The sequence below is a fragment of the Proteus sp. G4415 genome (genome assembly GCF_963896075.1).
GTDB lineage: Bacteria > Pseudomonadota > Gammaproteobacteria > Enterobacterales > Enterobacteriaceae > Proteus > Proteus mirabilis.
This window is the reverse complement of sequence record NZ_CAWQOK010000103.1, coordinates 1-21,652: the sequence shown is the minus strand read 5'-3', so window position 1 is coordinate 21,652 and position 21,652 is coordinate 1. Positions and strand designations below refer to the sequence as shown.

Sequence of the window (21,652 nt, the reverse complement as noted above, 5' to 3'; positions counted from 1 at the left end):
AAGGAAACTTTTAAAGGTAATAACCCAATAAGAGCAATTATCATAAGATACTTAGAACACCTTTTTACTAATCTGAACGATGATGAAATGAATAATCTTAAAACCCTATTAAGAGGTGTATTCCTTACATCTGGGGCACTAGTAACAACAGGAGGAGTTCGTGTTTACATAGCCACAGCCGCATCTGAACTTATATATAATACGGTACTAAGAAATGCCATTGCCCACAAGTTAATTAGAGGTGGTGGAAATATAGCAATGGCTTTTGTGGGAGGGTATGGCATCATAGAGATGGCTTCTCAAGCAAAGGAAAGATTACGCTATAGCAATCCTACTCTGTATTATGACCTTGTTTTAATGAATTTAGAAATGGGGTATTTTATAGTAGAACCAAATATATCAAAATGGTTATATATGATAGGATCTGAAAAGAAAAGTGTTGATGAAGTTTATCGAGCAATAAATGGATTAATTTATAATTAATGGTAATTAAGTGATGAAAAATTTTTTCGTATCGATTCTTGATAGTATCAGATATAGCGTAATTGCATTTTTTTTACTGGCTATGTTTAGATTACCTGAATCATCATTTGTCGCAGGGCTATTGTTTTCACTTTTACTACTCCTATATCTAAAAAAAATATACTATTACCTACGTAAAGCAACTTATAAAATCTTCAAATAATATTTTGCTCGTTTATGGAATATCCACTTGTACCAGCACAAATATGGTTCCATGAAATAGACTCATATCGTAGTAATATTTTTTCATGGGAGACGATAGAGTATCCGTTAGATGATTCTGGTGAAGATTGTGTAAAATCCACAATAGTTGCATTACTCAATTTAATTTCAAAATATTTTTCTAAAATACCAAATTGGTTTATCCTGAAAAAGTCAAAATTAGCATCTAATAATTCATTATTAGATATGGCAACGCCTAATAACGGGGATGACTTATCAATTGGTTTAATGAATAAAACTGGATGGTGGACTGAATTTTGCATCCTGCTTATTGTGTAATTTAAACTTAAAACCTGTATTTGATCTTTATGGCCTGTTTGATATCTATTACCAATTGAATCAACTGTAGAACAATTAGCTGATATTAATCCTTGTTTTTTTACCTTTTAAGGTTAAGTATTTTACGTCAGACATAACCACTCTATTTAATTCAGTCTATAATGATATTAACAGAATAATTTTAAAATTACATTAAAATATCTATCACAGATTATCCACTTCCCCTAAAATGAGACAGCTATAATTAGGTTATTGTATAAGTCATGATGAAAAAAATCTTTTTCACTGAAACTCGAATCGTTAATTTTTAAAACTCGCTGATTTTGGTATGAAAGAAGAAGATATTTGTCGCGAAAACGGGATCAGTAATGCCTGTTACTATAATTGGAAATCAAAGTATGGTGGTATGGAAGCCAATGATGTTAAATGATTAAAAGATCTTGATGAGGAAAATGCCAAACTTAAAAAGATGTTTGTAGCAGTTAGCCTTGAACATTATGCAATGAAGGATCTTTTTGTAAAAAAGGGTTGGTAGTAGCTAAGAAGAAGTTCTGCGCTCAATCATTAAATAATGCAGGCTTATCAGTCAGTAAAGCTTGTCAGTTGACATTGCTATCTCGCTCAGCATTCTACCGCCAACCTATCAATTGTCTTAAAAAAGGCAGTGTGGTGAGCGATGCAATTCAATCAGTTTTAGCTAAATCGCCACAATCAAGATTTTGGAGCGCACAGAGTCAAATTTAATGATCTAATATGGAAATCAGTGATTGCTTATCTTTGTCAGATAGTTAATAAGATTTCCATCTATTCTCTTTAACACTATGATTTTACTTAGTATTAAAAAGCAAACCTATTGAGTATATTTATCTATCATTTCTTAATAACAAAATTTTTTCTTTTAAAAAAGAGTTAGTTAATCTTATTTTTATCCTTTCCCACTTCAAATTAAACGATATTTTTCTTACATAAGTTTCTGCTATTTTTGCTATAAATCATGTTAATCTTAATAAGAATAATAACAATTATCATTCAATATATAAGGATTAAACATGAACTCTCGTTATGTGCGTGCTCTCACGTTGTTATCATTAATTCCCACTTCTGTCTTCGCTCTTGAGTATCCCGTAGGTCAACCAATCATTAAAAATGGCATGGAAATTCAAGGTGTCTATCTACAACCTATCACGATGGACACAGAGGAAGGCCATCATGCAATGAAGCACCTACCTGCTGATAAAGCTGATATCCATTTAGAAGCAGATATTCATGCTGTTGAAGATAATCCGAATGGTTTTGCTGAAGGTGATTGGATCCCTTATCTCACTGTTGAATATACCGTGACTAAATTAGATGCACCGGAGAAAAAACAGCAGGGAACTTTTATGGCCATGGTCGCCAGTGATGGTCCTCATTATGGTGAAAACCTAAAATTAGATGGCAACGGCCAATATAACGTTACCTATAAAATTTACCCGCCTTCTTACAATAAAGATGTCGTTTTTGGTCGTCATATCGACAAAGAGACGGGGGTAGCCGCTTGGTTCGAGCCTTTTGAAGTGTCATGGGATTTTAACTATAGCGGTACTGGTCGTAAAGGCAGTTACTAATTAGCTTAATTATTGATAGCCCTGTGTATAGGGCTATCTCCTCTGTTTTGTTAAGTGAAATTTCAATGATTAAACATCTCTATCAATACACGCTATTACTGCTATTAATGATAGCAAGCTCTACTTTAGCCGCAGAAAAATACACCGTTGAATTAGAAATGAAAGAGGGGGAACTGATCCCTCGAGTTTTAAATGTTCCTGCTAAAACTCCTATACGGATCAAAATTCGCAATACCGGTAGTAGCCCCGTTGAATTTGAAAGCACTCAATTACGTAAAGAAAAAGTATTAGCGCCTGGGGCGAGTTCTGTCGTTGTGATTGCGCCTCTAAAACCTGGACGTTACACCTTCTTTGATGATTTTCATCTGTCTCACCCTCAAGGTGAAATCGTTGCGACTGAAAAGGCTGAATAAATATGGGACAAGTTCTATTTGTTGTTTGGCGAGAAAGTTTTGAAGCTCTGCTGGTGGTAGGGATCATTTATGCATGGATAAAACGCTCTCCTACCCCTAAACAAGGTATGAAATATCTCTGGGGAGGAGTAATAGTAGGAATACTACTCTCTATTCTTTTAGCTCTTAGCATTTATGGGGTATTTAGCTCCTTAGAAGATATCTGGCAATCTCTGTTTATGGTTATGATGGAAATCATTGCCTGCCTATTAATTGTTCAGATGGTCTATTGGATGAACAAACAAGGTAAATCACTAAAAGCCAATATCGAAAACGAATTGACACAAAAAACGCAACAACAAAGTGTCTGGGGGATTTTACTGATCATCGCCATTGCCATTGCGAGAGAAGGCAGCGAAGTGGTTGTTTTCCTATCAAGCCATATTATGGCTCTCACAGCACAAACCGCGTTGTCTTTCTTGATTGAAGTATTCATTGGCCTATTGATAGCGGGACTAACTCTATGGTTATTTTTGCTAACATCAAAAATGATTTCTTGGCGTAAATTCTTTGTTATTACCGGATTTTTACTGCTTTTCCTCGCCGTTTCCTTGCTATTAAAAGCAGTAGAAGAGATAGCTAATCTACTTATTGAAATGGATATTGAATTACCTGACTTTTTGATTTATCCACTATGGGATCTTAGCCATATTTTGGATGATTCAAGCATTTTTGGTAATTTCTTAGTTTCATTCTTTGCTTATCGCTCACAACCCATCGGTTTAAGTGTTGTTACTTTTATTGTGTTTTGGTTGGTGGTCGCACTGTTATTTAAACAAGGGGATCGTCATGCCAAATAGCGCCCTATTGAAAGGTGATCATATTGTCATCTTGCTATTGATATCGCTATGCTCTTTTTCTGTTTCTGCAAAAAAAATCATTCAAGGCATTACTCAAGATAGTGAAAATATTGTTGTTGCTAAAGGGGATATTCCCACTCCTGAAAAATTTACAACCAATATTCTTAACTATCGGCAGAAAGCTGTTGATCAGTTGACCTTCGTTGAAACTGCATTAAAAAATGTCATTGTTAACAGTGAAAAAAATCAACTGACTGATGCCCAACTCGCCTATCAACAAGCGCATTATCACTATGAGGTGATCCGCCCGATTATTGCATTGTTTGGCGCTACTGAACGCCTATTAAATAATCGGGCTGATTTCTTTCTTGAAAGAGAAAACTCGCCCCGTTTTAGTGGATTTCATTTGGTTGAATATCAACTCTTTAAATTAGAGGATATGCAATCGTCAGCCGAGTCAGCCAAGGCACTGTTAAGAGGCATTAGTGATCTAAAAAAACGCTTAGCGATTGAAGATATTCCCATTGCTAAATTAGTGCAATCTGCAGGTGATAGTTTAGAGCTGATTTTAACCGACAAATTAGCCGGTATTGAAAATCAATATGCAAAAAGTGATCTGGGTGATGGGTATGCCAATTTATACGGATCACGCTTAATTATTGAGTCGCTATCTAACCATATTCCACTTCAGGAATATCAATCACTACGCAAACAGTATGACACTATTAGCAAACTATTTTTAAAATATCAGCGAGATGAAGAATTATTTCAGCCTTTAGATACGCTTTCTGATAGTGAGAAAGCCGTGCTCTTTGCACAAATAACACAATTGGCAGAGCAAGTTGCACAATTACGTAACGTGCTCAATATTGATGTCTATTATTACTATAAAGAAGCATATGGTGAAAAATAAAACTCTGTTTAAATCACTCCTCACAATCCCCGTTAACCACCATAAACGTACAACGTTAAAATGGTTAGGCGGTAGTTTACTGCTTGCCAGTATGGGCGCAAATGCCATCGAAAAAAACAAGTGTTCACCAACACTTCGTTATCAACGTGCTATTAACTACTTAGGAAAACATCAAGCTGGGGTTATCACGCCAGAACAAAAGCATGCTTCATTTATTGCACTTGATTTAACAGTAACAACCCCTGAGGAAGTAGAAAAAATTTTCCGAACGTTAACACAGCGGATTGCTTTTTTAACACAATCTCGTGAACTTAAAGAAAGTCATAATCCTCACCTTCCCCCCGCAGGATCCGGTATTTTAGGTAGCCAATTATATCCTGATGAATTAACCATCACAGTGGCGTTAGGGGATAGTTTTTTTGATAATCGGTTTGGTTTTCAAGCTCATAAACCCAAACGCCTTGAAGCAATGAAACCCTTCCCCAACGATCGCTTAGATCCTAAATGGTGTGGCGGTGATCTGTTACTTCAGCTTTGTGCCAATAGTCAAGAAAGTATCATTTATGCATTAAGAGATATTTTAAAATATCTTTCTGGGCAAGTGCATGCACGATGGAAAATAGATGGTTTTCTACCTGCTCGTGATATTGATAATCAACAAACGCCAATTAATTTATTTGGTTTTAAAGATGGCACAGGTAATGCCCCTGCCACTGACACTCATTTAATGGATGATTTAGTGTGGATCACCGATAAACAAAATGAACCGCAATGGTGCTTAGGAGGTAGCTATCAAGCGGTGAGACTTATTCGTTTTGCCTTGGAATTTTGGGATAGAACACCTCTTGAAGATCAGGAGAATAACTTTGGCCGTCATCGTGCAACAGGCGCGCCGATAGGTATGAAGCAAGAAATGGACTCACCTGAATTTGCGCAAGATCCTCATGGCGACAGGATACTCTTTGATTCACATATGAGACGAGCTGAGCCCAGAACCCCCGAACGTTATAGTGCCAAACTGCGTCGTCGCAGTTATAGCTACTCATTAGGGCTAACGCCGTCAGGGCAATTAGATATGGGGCTTGTCTTTGTCTCATTTCAGAATAACCTTAAAAAAGGCTTTATTGATACGCAAAAGCGTTTAAATGGCGAGCCGTTAGAGCGCTATATAAAACCTTTTGGTGGGGGTTATTACTTCGTATTACCCGGTGTCACACAAGCAAGCGATATATTAGCTAAAGGACTATTTACTTAATTTTTGCTATTTTCAAATACGTTTACTTTTCCAGTAAACGTATTTGATAAAAATATTCGCAATATTAAGATAATACATGGCGAATTTTTGCTTTTAATGCATTACCTAATTCTATTTGGTTTTCAGGTTTAATAAATCCCATGGTCAATGCGGCTGCGACCATTTCACCTTTCCTATTAAATACAGGACATGCAATAGATTGAGCCCCAGGAATACCTTCAGCGGGTTGTTGGCGAATAGCAAAACCTTGTTGATGTATACTGTTTTTTTGCTGTATTGATAAATCAGCATCAATTTCTAAATGACTAAAGACTGCATAAGTCGCGCCTGCCGCACTCAATTTATGTGGAACGGGTGTATTTGGCAGAAAATCAATATCGACATGTTTAAAACTACGATTATATCTCACTAAATAGAGCTTCTTACCTTGAGCAATAACAAGTCCTGTTGACATATTATGCTCATCTCTAAATTCACAAAGTCTTTGATTAATTTCATCAACTAAAGAGAGGTTTGTGTGTGTTGCCTCAGCCAGCATTATAATTTTGCTACCTAAACAATACTGCCCTCCTTCACTCTCTTGATAGAGCATGTCACTACGGCAAAGAGACACTAAATATTTATGTAGACGACTTTTTGATAGTGAGCATGCCTTAGCTATCTCAGAAGAGCGTGCAGCACCTCCTTGAGATGCTAAAAACTCTAAAATAGTCACTGCGATATCAACAGAGTTAACCCCTTGAGAATTCTGCATTTATTTCTCCACGCCTAAGCCGTTATTTATCTTTATTTATGACGATATTTGTTTGTTCTTTTTTTATTCATTTTTATAGTTATTCACACTAAAAATTTTATGAAAAATAAGAATATAAATCATTTTCTGTTGATTATCTTCTTTATTTATCCTTGAATGATCTAACTCAAGTTTATTATTAATGAACTAAGTTTATATATAGTTAACATTGTTATGTGTGAGAATGTCCTATGTATAAAAATAAACAGTGGGAATTAGATAGAAGAACGCTATTAAAAGGAATGGGAGCTATTGGTTTGGCAGCTCTTTCCCCTAATGCGTTTAGCCTAGCTAATGAAAATAAACCCATATTTAACCAGAAAACTCGGATAAAATTATCTGAATATCAAACTTTTCAATCCACCTGTGCAATGGAATGTCTCCATTGTAACCTAACCGCTTTTACTCATCAGGGAAAACTAATCAAAATTGAAGCTACAGAAGGCTTTAATGTCAAATGTTGTTTACGAGGAATTAGCCGAACTAAATGGGTATATCATAAGGATAGACTCACTACACCTTTGCTACGTGTTGGCGAAAAAGGTAAGGCTGAGTTTAAACCTATTAGCTGGAATGACGCTTTAGATCTTATCGAAAAAAATATTCGAGAAACTATCGATAAATATGGCAACGAAGGGCTTTTTATTTCTACTCACGCTGGAAATATGGATTCCATCAAAAACGATATGGGTAAAGCCTTTTTCGACTATTTAGGCGGTTCTACAAAACAAGCCGGCTCTTTATGTTGCTCTGCGGTTACTGCAGCTATGATCCCTATGGTTGGCCTACGCTATGCAGATACGCGTGATACGGTAAAAGATAGCCGTTATATTCTATGTTGGGGCAATAACCCAGCAGTAACTATGCACGCCTACTTTAAAAATTATAATCAGGCTCGCCGTAATGGTGCCAGAATGGTAGTCATTGATCCGCGTTTTAATGAAACCGCAGCCAAAGCTGATGAGTGGATCCCCATTATTCCGGGTACCGATACCGCCCTTGCATTAGGAATGATCAAATTAATCATTGAAGAAAATCTTACAGATAAACCTTTTTTGCGTGCCCATACCGGAGCGGTGTATTTAGTCGATGAACAACAAAAACTACTACGTGATTCAGCTAATGATAAAGATAGCTATTTAGTCTTTGATACCCTAACTCAGCAAATTGTTCGCCATGATACCCCCAATATTGTACCGGCGTTAACTCATGATGAACTGCCAAATAAAATAAATTACACCACCGTTTTTGAACAAATCTATTTGCAAGCTAAACCCTGGACTATCGAAAAAACCAGTAAAGAAACAGATATTCCACAAGAGACTATTATTCGTTTAGCTCGAGACTACGCGACAATAAAGCCTGCAATGATTGTACAAAATATGTCTGGCGCACAACGCACTGAATTTGGTGCCTATGTTGCAGCAAGCCAGTTTTATCTTGCTCTATTAACCGGCAATATTGGTAAGAAAGGCGCGGGTATTTGTGATGCCGGTGGCGTGCGTCAGATGGCAAAATTTAATCCTATTATTCCCCCTGCACCAAATGTTAAACCCATTAATCCTATTCCTGTTGCAAAAGTGGGTGAATGGATAGTCAACGAAAGACCCCACCCGATTAATTTCTGGTGGATCATGACGATGGGGGTGATGACACAATTACCCAATACCAATATGGTACGTAAGGCGCTAAAAAAAGTTCCTTTTGTTGTCGTAGCCGATAATTTAATGTCATCAACAGCGCTTTATGCCGACTTAGTACTTCCAGTGACAACCATTTTTGAAGATACAAGTTTAATGGCCGGTGTGCGTAGCCAATATGTTCAATTAATGGAAAAAGCCGTTGAACCACCAGGAGAAGCAAAGCCTGATTATTGGATTTTTGCCCGTCTTGCTGAACGCTTTGGTTTCGGTGACGTATTTAATCAACCTATTGAGCACTATATTGATACTTGCCTCGCGGGATCGGGGATTACGCGGGAAATGCTAGAAAAAGGGCCTGTACGGCCAGTAGAAGGCGATTGGATCCCATTTAAAGACGGAATATTTCGTACATCAACCCAAAAAGCACATTTCTTTATTGAAGAATGGCAAGATAAAAACTACTCCCCTATAGTCACTTATTATCCAGTAAAGGAATCGACAACAGGCTCCCCTGAATTAGCAAAAAAATATCCGTTAATGGCTGTGCAACGTAAGCTAGCACGTAGTGTTCATTCAAGCCATGGGATGAATGAATGGATTTTAGAAGTACAGCGTAATCAACCCAATATTTTAATACATCCTAATGATGCGTTATCTCGTGGAATAAACAATGGTGATTGGGTGTTTGCTTTTAATGATAGAGGTGAACATAGAGCAATAGCCGTTGTCACCACACACATAAAACAAGGTGTTGTTTCTCTTGATAATGGTTGGTGGGAACAACAAGGGGGGAGTAGTAGCCATGTAACAAATGACCATGTTGAACCTTTAGGTAATGGTCATTGTTGTAACAGTACCCTAGTTAATGTGAGACGGGAGGCATAATCATGGCTAAAAAACAGTATGGTTTTCTGATTAATAGTAAAGATTGTTATGGCTGTCGCACTTGTTCGATGGCTTGTAAATCAGAAAATGTTACCCCTCCAGGAGTCTTGTGGCGTAGAGTACGCGAATTCAATGAAGATCTGCCCAATGCGCAAGCTTTTATCACTATGTCCTGTAATCATTGTGACGATCCACAATGCTTAAAAGTCTGCCCTGCCGATACTTATACTAAGCGAGCTGATGGGATTGTGATACAGGATCATGACAAATGTATTGGTTGCCAAATGTGCATTATGGCATGCCCTTATAATGCGCCGGTTTACGATCCTGTAGAAGGGAAGACCAGTAAATGTAATATGTGTGCCGATAGAATAGACGAAGGCTTAAAACCTCGCTGTGTTGAATCTTGTCCAACTGGTGCCATTGAGTTTGGCGAAATTGAAGATTTGCGCCAAAAACATATCACAAATTGGGCATTATTAGAAAAACGTTATGGGGTTCCTGATCATACCATCAGTCATCCTAATATTGTCATTATTGGTATGGAGGATTAACCATGCATGATTATCAAATGCCTTTGGTTCTATTCACCGTAATGAGTCAATGGGGGATCGGTGCCGTACTTGCCTTATCTCTTTATCAATGGCAAACACAAAACTCCGCCATGTTAAGCCCCAAAGCGTTACGTACAACGATTGCCCTTATTTGGTTAATTGAAGTAATTGGTTCTTCTATGTCAATGGGACACCTAGGCGATCCTCTCGGCGCTTATCGCTCAGTACTTGGTGTTGCTCACTCATGGTTAAGTCGTGAAGCTATTGCCTTTGTTATGTTAAACGGTTTAATTTCCCTCTGGGCATTAGCAAGTTGGCTACAACCAAATAAAATACGCCGTAATAGCCTACTAGGTCTGTTCTGTGGCCTTATTGGCTTACCCGTTATTTTAATAACAGCACAAATTTATTATCAAATGCAAACACATGCGTTATGGCATACCCCCGCAACACAAATAAGTTTTATTGGTACGGCCCTATTATTGGGTTTTGGCTCTGTTATTCCTTGGTTACAGTTGCAAGGTAAAAAAACCATTCATACATTGCATTTCGGTGCTTTTATCGGCTTACTGTTAGTATTGATGGGATTAGTAATACGAGTCCAAATTTCAGGTGCTAACGTAGCGAGCTTATTGTTATGGTGGCAAGTCATCGCCAGTTTAATAATAGGATGTGTTATTATCACACTATCTCGTAGCTCTTTGTTTACAAAGGCTTTAATATCAATTATTACTATTTTTATCCTTTTTAGCGGTGAAATCGCCGGCAGAATGCTATTTTATGGCAATGTGATGTCCCAATCACCTTGGTTTTAATTTTTATTTTCCCTAACATGAGTCCTATTTATTTTGCCCCAAATTTATTTGGGGCTTTTTTATACTTCAAACAACATTCTTTTTAAGATATTAAGTGACATATCAATATTCTTTTTCTCTTTGATGAAATAATCATCTAGCTATCTTGAATAATAATAGGCAAAATTAACATCAATGAGTTAGCTAAATTCCCTGTTTATTATTAGAAAAGAGAGCGCTTCACATGACTGGATTAATTATTACCATCGCGTTATTGGGTCTTATTTTTTATTATTACAACCGTATTATCTCTATGCGTGAAGCGGTTATCTCAAGTGAAACAGAAATATCGGTACAACTCGACCGTCGTGGTAAAGTGTTTGATAGCTTATTAGCTACAGTAAAAAAATATCTTAGTCATGAAGCCGATGTTTTTACTAAAATCACCGAATTAAGAGCTAAAACACAAAGTAGCAATAACCAAGAAGCAAAAGCGGCAGAAGATGAGCTATCAAAAATTGTTTCAAGTGGTGCGATTAATGTCGCTGTTGAAAACTATCCTGAACTCAAATCAGATACTATCATGGCTAATTTACAAGAAGAGATTGTCTCAACAGAAAATAAACTCTCTTTTGCTAAACGTGGCTATAACCGTACCTTAGAGCAATATCGTGCGTTTATCGCCTCTATCCCTGCGGTATTTATTGTGAAGATTTTTCCAAGTCTCGTGATTAATAAAGAATACTGGCGTCTTGATGAAACAGCGATTAAATCAGAAGAAGCGCGCCGTATTAACTTTGATTAACACCACGCACCATAGCTTATACATAAAATAATACGGTAGATATTATTGGAGAATAATAAATGGATTTCAGAAATGTACTGCGAAAAAATGCCATTCGCACTCGGTTTGTGATAGTCACCTATTTACTATTAATGCTAATGATCGGCTTATTAGTTGATAGCGCGATAGGTGCCAATCCTCATTTAAGTTTAATTGATAATATGCTGGCATTTCTGACATTCCAATCACTGCCTATTGCTTCATTGATTATTGTTGCCATTTCAATTGTGTTGCTGATTATTGTTCACTTTAAAGGGCATAAAATCATGTTGACGGGCATGAAAGCGCGACTAATTAATCCTGAAGAGCCATTAAATGCCCAAGAGCGACAATTATTAAATATTGTGGAAGAGCTTAGTTTAAGTGCGACTTTGGGCTATATCCCTAAGCTTTATATTTTAGATACACCAGAAGCCAATGCCTTTGCTGCCGGCTGGTCTGAAAAAAATGCCTTTATTGGTGTCACTCGTGGGTTGTTAAATCAACTTAATCGCCAAGAAATACAAGCCGTATTAGCCCATGAAACAGGTCATATTATTCATGGTGATACCCGTTTAACGCTGTATGTGGGTATTTTAGCAAATGTTATTTTAACGGTAACAAATATCTTTGGTAGCCGCTTATATATAGCCTCTGGTAACCGTGGTGGTAAAAGTAATGATGCCGCCAGTAAAGCACGATTGATTTTAATTGTACTCAACGTTGTTTTACCCATTATTACTCAAGTGCTCTATTTCTATTTATCGCGGACACGTGAATATATGGCAGATGCGGCAGCGGTTGATCTCACCCAAGATAATCAATCAATGATCAATGCACTAAAGAAAATTGCAGCACAACACGAAACTGAAAATTTTGAAGATGGCTCGACAGGACGAGCATATCGCAAAGCAGCCTTTATTTTTAATAAGGGAGACTCTCTTTTTTCAACCCATCCTTCGATTGAAAATAGAATAGCAGTGCTCGAAGGAAAAAAGACCTTTTAAACCAACAGATTAAAACAAAAGCGTTTATCCATTATTATGGAATAAATACATGAAATAAACGCTTTTTGATTATTCTATCATCATAGGATTGCTTAACGCTGTTTTTCACCATGATGAAAAATAGCAGTACGTAGACGCTCTTGCTGTTCATAACGCTGAGCAAAGGCTATTGTGTTATCTTTACCTAATTCCACCAGCAATTCGTTCATCGTTTGTATGCTAGCACTGGCAATGGCCTCATCAACCTGCTTAATCACTTCCTCATAATGAGACATAATTATTCCTCTTTTCCTATAAAATACTTATTAACTATCATATAACAAGAAAGGAGACGTTCTGTATTTTTAGTCATAAAAAAAGTGATTAAATAGAATTAAGTGGTCTATTTTTGGTTTCTTTACCTAATAACATAACCGCTAGTATCGCTATCACAATGGAAAGGCTAAAAATAAGAAAAATAGTGCTTATGTCAAATTGATATTGCACTAAATAGCCTACCATCAGTGGCCCTAATATTCCGCCAATACGGCCTATTGCCGTCGCCGTTCCAGCGCCTGTAGCTCGTATACCATCAGGATATTGTTCTGGGGTATAGGCATATAATGCCCCCCACGCACCTAAATTAAAAAATGATAACAACATACCAAATACTAATAGTGTGGTTGTGGAATCGGCTACGCTAAAATAGTAAGCGCTAATCGCGGTGCCTGCTAAATAGGTGATTAACACAAACTTACGACCATAACGTTCAATAAACCATGCTGCGGTAAAATAGCCCGGTAACTGAGCGAGTGTCATGATCAACACATATTGAAAGCTTTTAATTAAACTAAAGCCTTTTAACATTGCGACACTCGGTAGCCATAAAAAAATGCCATAATAAGAGAACACCACACAAAACCATAATACCCACAACATCAGTGTTGAACGGCGATATTGAGGTGACCAAATCAATGCCATTGATTGGCGAAGAGATAAACGATTTTGTAATAATGACTGTGTGGAACTGGGTTCTGGTAACTTTGAACGCAAATAGAGTGCATAAACTGCGGGTAGTGCGCTCAATAACATAGCCATACGCCAGCCATAATCAGGAATAATAAAATACGCTATTAACGCGGCAATTAACCACCCTACCGCCCAAAAACTCTCTAATAAAACAACAATACGACCACGCTCATGGGCTTTAACACTTTCACTCACCAATGTGGAAGCAACAGGTAATTCTCCACCTAATCCCATACCAATAAAAAAGCGTAAAATTAATACCACCATTAAGGAACTTGCTAATGCAGTTAAACCGCAACCAAGGCTAAATAGCAGCAACGTTAAGATAAATACCGGTTTACGACCTTTTCTATCGGCCATAATGCCAAAGACAAAAGCGCCTACTGCCATACCGATAGAATTAATACTGCCAATCCAACCTAATTGCGCTGCTGTTAATCCCCAATCTTCTTTTAACGCCGTTAATAAAAAGGCGAGAAGCCCCACATCCATTGCATCGAAAGTCCACCCCATTCCGGCAATACATAACAATTTACGACGAGAAAGTACCGTTGGTTCTTTTGCTGTTTCGCTTGCCACTGCCATGCTTCTATCCTTTACCATCCCAAAGTCATTTGTTTAGTATACTAAACAAAGAAATTAGACTTGTTAATAGTAAAAGACAAATTTAAATAAAATTTAACATAACTGAATGAAATTTAGCTAAAAAAAATCGGCATCTGTTGTTGCAGACACCGATTTTAATTTTTATTACCTTAAACACTAATTTGTAGATTAGCTTCTTAAACCGCGACCTTTTTCAATTAAGTACCAGGCTACGATATAAAACACGGCAATAAACAGGCATAGTACCGTGATTGTCACCGTTAATGACACATCAGTGATCCCTAAAAAACCATAACGGAAACCGCTTATCATATAAACAATCGGATTTAATTTAGAAACACCTTGCCAAAATGCAGGTAATAAGGAGAGTGAATAAAACACACCACCTAAATAAGTTAATGGCGTTAAAACAAAGGTGGGAATAATACTAATATCATCAAAGGTTTTCGCAAATATGGCATTCAACAATCCTGCGAGAGAAAAAACAATCGAGGTCATTAATAATGTCACCACAACCATTGTCCAAGAGTGTATTTCTAGTGGTACAAAAAATAGTGAAACCAGAGTGACCAATATTCCAACACAAATACCACGGGCGACTCCACCACCCACAAATCCGGCAATAACAACATGGGTCGGTACTGGCGATACTAATAATTCTTCAATACTACGTTGGAATTTAGCGCCAAAAAATGAAGAGGAGACATTAGCATATGAGTTTGTGATCACCGCCATCATAATCAAGCCGGGAACAATAAACTGCATATAATCAACACCGCCCATATCACCAATACGCTTACCAATTAAGTTACCGAAAATAACAAAATAGAGCGACATCGTGATAACAGGAGGAATTAAAGTTTGTACCCAGATACGACCAAAACGGGTCACTTCTTTAATCCAAATCGTCTTGAGGGCTACCCAATACAACTGAATCATTCCCTCTCTCCTTTTTCTGTTTCTGTATGATCTTCATTAACTAAATGCACAAATAACTCTTCAAGGCGGTTAGCTTTATTACGCATACTTAAAACCTGAATACCTTGTGCATTGAGCTGAGCAAAAACCCCATTCAATCCTTGCTCTCTTTTCACATCAACTTCTAGTGTTGATGTATCGACTAAACGATATTGGTAATTTTGTAATTCAGGTAACGGACTTTTTGCTGCTAAGTCTAAAATAAAGGTTTCAGACTCTAATTTACTTAATAAACCTTTCATACTGGTGTTTTCAACCAGTTCACCACGCTGAATAATGCCAATATTCCGACACAGCATTTCTGCTTCTTCAAGATAATGTGTGGTTAATATAATAGTGGTACCCTGTGCATTTAAATGTTGTAAAAACGTCCACATTGAACGACGTAATTCAATATCTACTCCCGCCGTTGGCTCATCGAGGATCAGCAATTTAGGCTCATGCATTAATGCACGCGCAATCATTAAACGCCGTTTCATTCCCCCAGATAAAAAACGTGCTCTATCATCTTTTTTCTCCCATAAATCTAATTGGGTTAAATACGTTTTTGCACGCTCTAATGCCACTTTACGTGGTACACCATAGTAGCCAGCCTGATTAAGGACTATTTGTAATACGGTTTCAAAAGGGTTGAAATTGAATTCTTGTGGCACTAATCCGAGTTGTCTTTTAGCATTAACCATATCGGTATCAGTGTCATAGCCAAATACTTTGACTTTACCACTGCTCTTATTCACCAAAGAGCTGATAATCCCTATGGTGGTCGATTTTCCTGCACCATTAGGGCCTAATAGCGCATAAAAATCCCCCGCTTCTACGGTTAAATTAATTCCTTTAAGCGCTTTGACACCATTATGGTAAGTTTTCGTTAACTCGGTTAACTCCAATGCATAAGTCATAAGTGGAAATTACCTTTTATCAACTGCATTATTCAGCATTGACTGAGCTGAAATCAGAAATAGCTATTCAACTAAGCCTTACCCCCTGAGTGTAAATCAAGATAGGTATAGAAAATGGGCTTAGTTCAATAGGATCAAAATGGAATAAGATATTCTAGAGAAAAATAAGACGTAAATAAACCGTTTTACAGATAATGCCTCAAACAGATAAATAAATTTTATTTAACTATTTTAATAGTCAACAGAGCGAACACTGCAATTACTGATCAATAAAAATGACGATTAATTGTAGCTATTTTCCAGTATTAATCTCAATAAAAAGCCAATAATAACTAAATGTTATTATTTAGCCTGTTTGATAGCAATAAATTTATTGGCCTTATTACTCAATCTGACTGATAGATATTATCATGCGCTTTATTACCTCAAATAATTTATCAATAAAAAACGAACAGATACCGTTAACAGGTTTTATCCTCATCATTCGCCAGCCCAAATAAACATTAATATTTTTTATGAAAAAATAATTACTCTCGATTATTCAAAATAAGAATAATCGAGTTAACAATCAGTTATCTTTTTATACATTTGATTTACATCAAATAATATGTTGATAAATTCATTAAACAAATACTGTAAAAAGTTCTATCTTATTTGAAAGCAAAAATAGACAAGCAATTAACTGTCACTTGGCTCAAAAAAAGCCTTCTGATTCATTTAAAAGTAATGGTATAAAAATACCCTTTCTTTATTGAGCTTAAACATCCAACAATAACATTAAAGCTATTTCGTGTTGGCCTACTGTCAGCGCAAATGGTGGGAAACTGAATTTACAGGCAGTCACATCATGATGAGAAAAATTGAAGAACTGTTAGCCAACAATAAACAATGGTCAGGTTCTGTTACAGAAGAAAACCCGCAATTTTTTAAAGAGCTGAGTAAAGGCCAAAAACCTCATTTCTTATGGATTGGTTGTTCAGATAGCCGCGTCCCCGCTGAAAAATTAATTAATGCCGCCCCTGGTGATTTATTTGTACACCGCAATGTGGCAAACCTTGTGATCCACACCGACTTAAACTGTCTTTCTGTTATTCAATATGCCGTTGATGTCCTACAAGTTGAACATATTATTGTTTGTGGTCATTATGGCTGTGGTGGTATTGAAGCTGCTATTGAAGGGACTGAGCTGGGCTTAATTAATAACTGGTTACTGCATATCCGTGATATCTGGTATAAACATAGCTCCATGTTAGGTGAACTCGCACCACAAGATAGATTAAATTTACTCTGTGAACTTAACGTGATAGAACAAGTTTATAACCTTGGTCACTCAACTATTATGCAAGCCGCATGGAAACGTGGACAAAAAGTGATGATCCACGGTTGGGTTTACGGTTTAAACAATGGTGAATTACACGATTTAGATATCACCTCAGACAGTCGTGAAAAACTAGAACTCTCTTATCGCCAAGCTATTGCAAAATTAAGCCATCCACGTTGATTTTCTAATATTAAACCCGCCAAAGCGGGTTTTTTAATATACGATATAAATCAACAAGATTATTCATCTAGTAGCGTTACATGACCAATATAAGGTAGGTGACGATAACGTTGTGCATAATCAATGCCGTAACCTATAACAAACTTATCTTCAATAGAGTAGCCAATCCACTCTACTGGCACATCCACTTCACGACGTGATGGCTTATCAAGTAGCGTACAGATAGCAATAGAGGCAGGCTCACGTAAACTTAAAATCTCTTTAACACGGTTTAAAGTATTACCTGAGTCAATAATATCTTCAACAATCAGAACATCTTTACCACGAATGTCTTCATCAAGATCTTTAATGATTTTAACGTCTCTTGTTGACGTCATTCCATTACCGTAACTTGATACTGTCATAAAATCGACTTCATGTGGCACTTCAATTTCACGACATAAATCCGCCATAAAAATAAAAGAGCCTTTTAATAAGCCAATTAAGACCAAATCGTGTTTTTCTTGACGAGAACGATAATGTTCTGTGATTTCACGACCTAATTCAGCAATACGCTGTTTGATCTCTTCTTCAGAGATCATGACATCAACAATATGTTTCATGATTTATTTCGATTGGGTTAACGGGGAAAGCAACCGATTGTACCAGAATTTCTATCATCATGCGACGTTGTCAATGAAGGAAAATAATGGAATAAAATATTAGCTTTACTCCCTTTATAAACTTTTATCACTAATTTTGTTACTTATTACAGTAAAAATTATCGACTCACCGTAAAGCCCGCCATCATTCCTGTATCTTCATGCTCTAATAAGTGACAGTGAGCCATAAATGGGTGTTCCTTTGTCGCTAAATGGTCAAATTTTACAAGGATCTCGCTAATTTGCCCTTCCACTCTGACAATATCTTTCCAACCTTGGCGATGTTTTTCAGGTTTATGACCATTTTCCGATAAAATACGAAACTGTGTTCCGTGAACATGGAACGGATGTAACATCATGTCGCCACGACCAGAAACCAACCAGCGTTCATAAACCCCTTGTTTAACATCAAATGCAGGTTCGGTCATTGAGAATGGGATCCCATTGATGCTATTTGCATTATAAATATCGACATCCGCAGAGCCATGACCACAATTCATGCCGCCCCCCATCATGCCATTTCCATTGCCCTGACGCATATGACTCATACCATGGTGAATTCCCGCCAACGCTTTATCACCGTAACGCTCCGTTAGCGCCATCATACCTTGCATATCTAAACGCATATCCATACGTAAATGTAATGAACGTGTCGCAATATGACTTAGTGATGGTAATGCAGGAATTAAGGCTAATTGATCAGGTAAAATACCCACCGCTTTTTCTGCTGAAGGCAGTAGACGTAATACAGGTAATACATTATCAAATGGCGCTAATACCATCCCCATTTGTCGGACAGGTAAAGTGACAATATCGAAATCACGTCCATCTGAGGTATCAACCAGTACTTCAAAACGCTCCCCCATTAAAATAGGGAGTTCTGTCACTTTGACTGGTTCCGCTAATAACCCACCATCGCTAGCAATTACATACATTGGTCGGCCATCACTGGTGGCTAAATTAAGACTACGTGCATTACAACCATTGAGGAAACGTAATCTAATCCAACCTTTTGGTACAATGTGTTGCGGTTGAATTGCACCATTAGTGAGCATCATATCGCCAAACCAACCTACTGCAGCACTCATCACATCAAGTTGATAATCAATTTGACCGTTACTGTCTAAGCGTTTGTCTTGTAAAATAACCGGTAAATCATCCACTCCCCAGCGATGAGGTAACTTTCGCTTGGCCGTTTCGTCATCCTCGATGATCACTAATCCCCCTAACCCCATTGCCACCTGTTTTCCGGTGATCCCATGAGTATGGGGATGAAACCAACATGTCGACTCCGCTTGATCTGGCGTAAAAGTTACTGTTCGTGATTTACCCGGTGCGATAGTCGCTTGAGGACCTCCATCTTGTTCACCACTTATCTCAAGACCATGCCAATGCACCGTCGTAGTCTCTGGTAGCGTGTTATTGATCTCAATAGTAACAGGTTCACCACGTTTTAATTTTAATGCTGGGCCTAATAAGCTACCGTTATACCCCCAAGTAGTTGTACTTGCTGTAGCAGTAAATTGGGAAACACCTTGTTGGATATTAAGAACAATCTTTTGTTGTTTGTCTGGGCTAATTTGAGGTGGAATAGCGAGTGAAGGCGTGTTAGTTTGGGCGAATGCGAGACGGCTCCAACTTGGTAATAGTGTGACGGCGCTTAATGTTGCCCCTAATTTTAAAAATTCACGACGTTGCATAATGTATTCCTTTGAATAAAATCAATTACTCTATATTTGTCATAATTAGGTAAATAAATTTATCGATAAACTATTGAGCAATGCTAAAGTCTCCCCTTACTGGAAGGTCAAATAGAAACCACACAAAGCAACGGGTCTTTGCAAAACTTTTAACTTAATTAAGTCAAATAACAAATCTTGTGAAATCATCACATATAGGAATGTCACCACTAATGAAAAAAATGTTCGCTTTGTTCTGCACTGTTATTCTTTCTTTTGCCACGCTTTTTTCTTCTAGTGCAAAAGCACTCACTTATACTCAAGCAGAAGACTTAGCTGATTTAACCGCGGTATACCTGTTTTTAAATAATGATTGTGGTTATGAGCAGATCTCAAAACAAAAAATAGAACGAGCGCTGATTATTTTTTCACAATCTCAGCAGTGGGATGTCTCTAATTATTCAATGCTCCCAATGAGCAAGCTTAATGAAGATAGTTATCAGGATTTAAAAAATATACAAATTGCTCATAACAAAAAATGTCAACTACTAGCCCAAAAATCACTTAGCTTACTAAACTATTAATTGTATAAAAAAGCCACTCTATCAAACTGATACAGTGGCTTTTCAATTTATTATATCTGTCGATATCTTACTGTTATTGCTATTTTACTCACGTTTTCTTTTCTGCTTTCGTTCACTGTAAAACAAGGCAATAGAAGGAATACTTTGAATGATCAACATGCGCAATATATGATTCGACATCACAAAAGCCGCATCGACATTCATAGTGATCGCGGCAAATGTCATTGCTTCCATACTTCCCGGTGCCCAAGCTAATACCAGCGTTGTCCAGGGAGCCCCTGTTAAATAAGCTGCGCTCAATGCAACGATCACCGTTAAAATAACGTTGATAATGACCACCTGCACAGAGGAAAAAGCATTTTTAATTAACGAAGCAAAAGGAAAAACCACAAAATGTGCGCCAATATTCATCCCAATTAACACCATACTGAGTTCATTTAATAGCATTGGAAAAGCAATCGGCTCACTGACAAAAGATTGTACCAATATTGCACTGCCTAATGATGTCAACATAAACGGTGCTGGAAAATGAATTTTCTGTAATAAAAGCCCAGATACTAGCCCTAACGCGACAATTAATAATAACCACATCGATGACAACAGTGTCATTTCAGGTAATGTAAACTCCGTAAGGGTTGCTTTATCTGAGCCAACAATAAATCCAGCCATAATAATCAATACGATTAAACGAATAGTATGAGAAATAACAATTTTTTGTGGTGGTGTTTTGGTATGATCTGTTAAAGCAAGAATAGCCGCCATCGCGCCAGGTACAGCACCTAACATAGCCTCTTCTTTTGTCCAACCAATATGACGATGAAACCATAAGAAACTGACAACAAATTGAATGGCTAAACAAATAACGAGGATAATCAAAAGAAGCACTAAATTATCCGCACTCCCTAAATGTACTTGGTTAAACATCAATCCAACAGAGGTGCCTAAGGTCAGTTGGATAAAAGTCAGTGTATGCTTAGGAACAGAGAGCTGCCATTTAAAACGATAAGCAATAATAACCACGACGATTGGCCCAAACATCAACGCCATCGGTAGACCAGATAATGTTAATAACCCACCAATTAGTGCACAAAACAGAATTCCCGGTAGTTTTTTTAAAAATGACATGTTGTGTTATCCAGTTTTTTTAATTATGGTACTAATCCTATCACTGGTATAAATATTTAATAAACAAATAATGATAATTTAA

Annotated in this window: 21 protein-coding genes and 2 pseudogenes; 14 read left to right on the top strand and 9 right to left on the bottom strand. The window is 37.2% G+C overall.

The genetic code is table 11. From position 1 onward, the window contains the following. Nucleotides 1-483, top strand: a 483-nt coding sequence (locus AACU95_RS11960; protein WP_161737069.1) for a hypothetical protein, incomplete at its 5' end; no start/stop codon positions are given. 194 nt (nt 484-677) lie between these two features. On the opposite strand, the pseudogene AACU95_RS11955 reads toward AACU95_RS11960, so the two are convergent. Then, a pseudogene (locus AACU95_RS11955) lies at nt 678-1,158 on the bottom strand (Hcp family type VI secretion system effector). 131 nt (nt 1,159-1,289) lie between these two features. Here AACU95_RS11955 and AACU95_RS11950 point away from each other — a divergent pair. The 6 genes and pseudogenes from AACU95_RS11950 to efeB all read left to right on the top strand — a co-directional run. Then, a pseudogene (locus AACU95_RS11950) lies at nt 1,290-1,746 on the top strand (transposase); the annotation flags it as partial. A 326-nt stretch (nt 1,747-2,072) separates the two neighbouring features. Beyond that, nucleotides 2,073-2,630 (top strand): iron transporter, encoded by a 558-nt coding sequence (locus AACU95_RS11945; protein ID WP_004245023.1) that lies wholly within the window; start codon nt 2,073-2,075, stop codon nt 2,628-2,630. Nucleotides 2,631-2,695: 65 nt separating this feature from the next. Continuing rightward, complete coding sequence (locus AACU95_RS11940; protein WP_004245024.1) at nt 2,696-3,043, top strand: cupredoxin domain-containing protein; 348 nt, start codon at nt 2,696-2,698, stop codon at nt 3,041-3,043. A gap of 2 nt (nt 3,044-3,045) precedes the next feature. Beyond that, complete coding sequence (locus AACU95_RS11935; protein ID WP_004245025.1) at nt 3,046-3,882, top strand: FTR1 family iron permease; 837 nt, start codon at nt 3,046-3,048, stop codon at nt 3,880-3,882. Further along, nucleotides 3,872-4,795, top strand: coding sequence for an EfeM/EfeO family lipoprotein (locus AACU95_RS11930; RefSeq protein ID WP_004245026.1), 924 nt, complete (start codon nt 3,872-3,874; stop codon nt 4,793-4,795). Before AACU95_RS11935 ends, AACU95_RS11930 begins: the two co-directional genes overlap by 11 nt. Next, nucleotides 4,782-6,050 (top strand): iron uptake transporter deferrochelatase/peroxidase subunit, encoded by a 1,269-nt coding sequence (gene efeB / locus AACU95_RS11925; RefSeq protein WP_036932362.1) that lies wholly within the window; start codon nt 4,782-4,784, stop codon nt 6,048-6,050. Before AACU95_RS11930 ends, efeB begins: the two co-directional genes overlap by 14 nt. Nucleotides 6,051-6,114: 64 nt before the next feature. Here the strand turns inward: efeB and AACU95_RS11920 are convergent, their stop codons facing one another. Next, nucleotides 6,115-6,804, bottom strand: coding sequence for a helix-turn-helix domain-containing protein (locus tag AACU95_RS11920; RefSeq protein WP_004245028.1), 690 nt, complete (start codon nt 6,802-6,804; stop codon nt 6,115-6,117). A gap of 230 nt (nt 6,805-7,034) precedes the next feature. Here AACU95_RS11920 and AACU95_RS11915 point away from each other — a divergent pair, with 230 nt between their 5' ends. The 5 genes from AACU95_RS11915 to htpX all read left to right on the top strand — a co-directional run bounded on the left by AACU95_RS11915 (nt 7,035) and on the right by htpX (nt 12,549). Beyond that, nucleotides 7,035-9,371, top strand: a complete 2,337-nt coding sequence (locus tag AACU95_RS11915; RefSeq protein ID WP_004245029.1) for a molybdopterin-containing oxidoreductase family protein — start codon at nt 7,035-7,037, stop codon at nt 9,369-9,371. A gap of 2 nt (nt 9,372-9,373) precedes the next feature. Continuing rightward, nucleotides 9,374-9,925, top strand: a complete 552-nt coding sequence (locus AACU95_RS11910) for a 4Fe-4S dicluster domain-containing protein (RefSeq protein WP_004245030.1) — start codon at nt 9,374-9,376, stop codon at nt 9,923-9,925. A gap of 2 nt (nt 9,926-9,927) precedes the next feature. Further along, a complete protein-coding gene (locus tag AACU95_RS11905) occupies nt 9,928-10,740 on the top strand; it encodes a dimethyl sulfoxide reductase anchor subunit family protein (protein WP_004247269.1) in 813 nt (270 codons plus the stop codon). A 223-nt stretch (nt 10,741-10,963) separates the two neighbouring features. Further along, the gene (locus tag AACU95_RS11900; protein WP_004245032.1) at nt 10,964-11,524 is read left to right on the top strand and encodes a LemA family protein; all 561 of its coding nucleotides are present in this window, start codon (nt 10,964-10,966) and stop codon (nt 11,522-11,524) included. A 59-nt stretch (nt 11,525-11,583) separates the two neighbouring features. Continuing rightward, nucleotides 11,584-12,549, top strand: coding sequence for a zinc metalloprotease HtpX (gene htpX / locus AACU95_RS11895; protein ID WP_004247268.1), 966 nt, complete (start codon nt 11,584-11,586; stop codon nt 12,547-12,549). Between the two features lie 92 nt (nt 12,550-12,641). Here the strand turns inward: htpX and AACU95_RS11890 are convergent, their stop codons facing one another. The 4 genes from AACU95_RS11890 to AACU95_RS11875 form a co-directional block, all read right to left on the bottom strand. Next, entirely contained in the window at nt 12,642-12,824 is a 183-nt protein-coding gene (locus AACU95_RS11890) for a DUF2526 family protein (protein ID WP_004245034.1), read from the bottom strand. A gap of 88 nt (nt 12,825-12,912) precedes the next feature. Next, nucleotides 12,913-14,142: an MFS transporter gene (locus tag AACU95_RS11885; protein ID WP_017628285.1), complete on the bottom strand. Its 1,230-nt coding sequence runs from the start codon at nt 14,140-14,142 to the stop codon at nt 12,913-12,915. 189 nt (nt 14,143-14,331) lie between these two features. Continuing rightward, nucleotides 14,332-15,102 carry an ABC transporter permease gene (locus tag AACU95_RS11880; RefSeq protein WP_004245036.1) on the bottom strand — a complete coding sequence of 257 codons (771 nt, stop codon included), beginning with the start codon at nt 15,100-15,102 and terminating at the stop codon, nt 14,332-14,334. After that, nucleotides 15,099-16,040, bottom strand: a complete 942-nt coding sequence (locus AACU95_RS11875) for an ABC transporter ATP-binding protein (protein ID WP_004245037.1) — start codon at nt 16,038-16,040, stop codon at nt 15,099-15,101. Before AACU95_RS11875 ends, AACU95_RS11880 begins: the two co-directional genes overlap by 4 nt. Nucleotides 16,041-16,887: 847 nt before the next feature. Here AACU95_RS11875 and can point away from each other — a divergent pair. Then, on the top strand, nt 16,888-17,541 hold the full coding sequence (gene can, locus AACU95_RS11870; RefSeq protein ID WP_020945227.1) for a carbonate dehydratase: 654 nt from the start codon (nt 16,888-16,890) through the stop codon (nt 17,539-17,541). 59 nt (nt 17,542-17,600) lie between these two features. Here can and hpt read toward each other — a convergent pair whose 3' ends face one another. Further along, nucleotides 17,601-18,143, bottom strand: coding sequence for a hypoxanthine phosphoribosyltransferase (hpt, locus tag AACU95_RS11865; RefSeq protein WP_004245039.1), 543 nt, complete (start codon nt 18,141-18,143; stop codon nt 17,601-17,603). Between the two features lie 158 nt (nt 18,144-18,301). Beyond that, nucleotides 18,302-19,882 carry a multicopper oxidase CueO gene (gene cueO / locus AACU95_RS11860; RefSeq protein WP_049200912.1) on the bottom strand — a complete coding sequence of 527 codons (1,581 nt, stop codon included), beginning with the start codon at nt 19,880-19,882 and terminating at the stop codon, nt 18,302-18,304. Between the two features lie 212 nt (nt 19,883-20,094). Between cueO and AACU95_RS11855 the strand changes: the two genes are divergently transcribed. Further along, nucleotides 20,095-20,445 carry a YacC family pilotin-like protein gene (locus tag AACU95_RS11855; RefSeq protein WP_004247264.1) on the top strand — a complete coding sequence of 117 codons (351 nt, stop codon included), beginning with the start codon at nt 20,095-20,097 and terminating at the stop codon, nt 20,443-20,445. Between the two features lie 84 nt (nt 20,446-20,529). On the opposite strand, the gene AACU95_RS11850 is transcribed toward AACU95_RS11855, so the two are convergent. After that, nucleotides 20,530-21,570 (bottom strand): AbrB family transcriptional regulator, encoded by a 1,041-nt coding sequence (locus AACU95_RS11850; RefSeq protein WP_004245042.1) that lies wholly within the window; start codon nt 21,568-21,570, stop codon nt 20,530-20,532. Between the last annotated feature and the right edge of the window lie 82 nt (nt 21,571-21,652).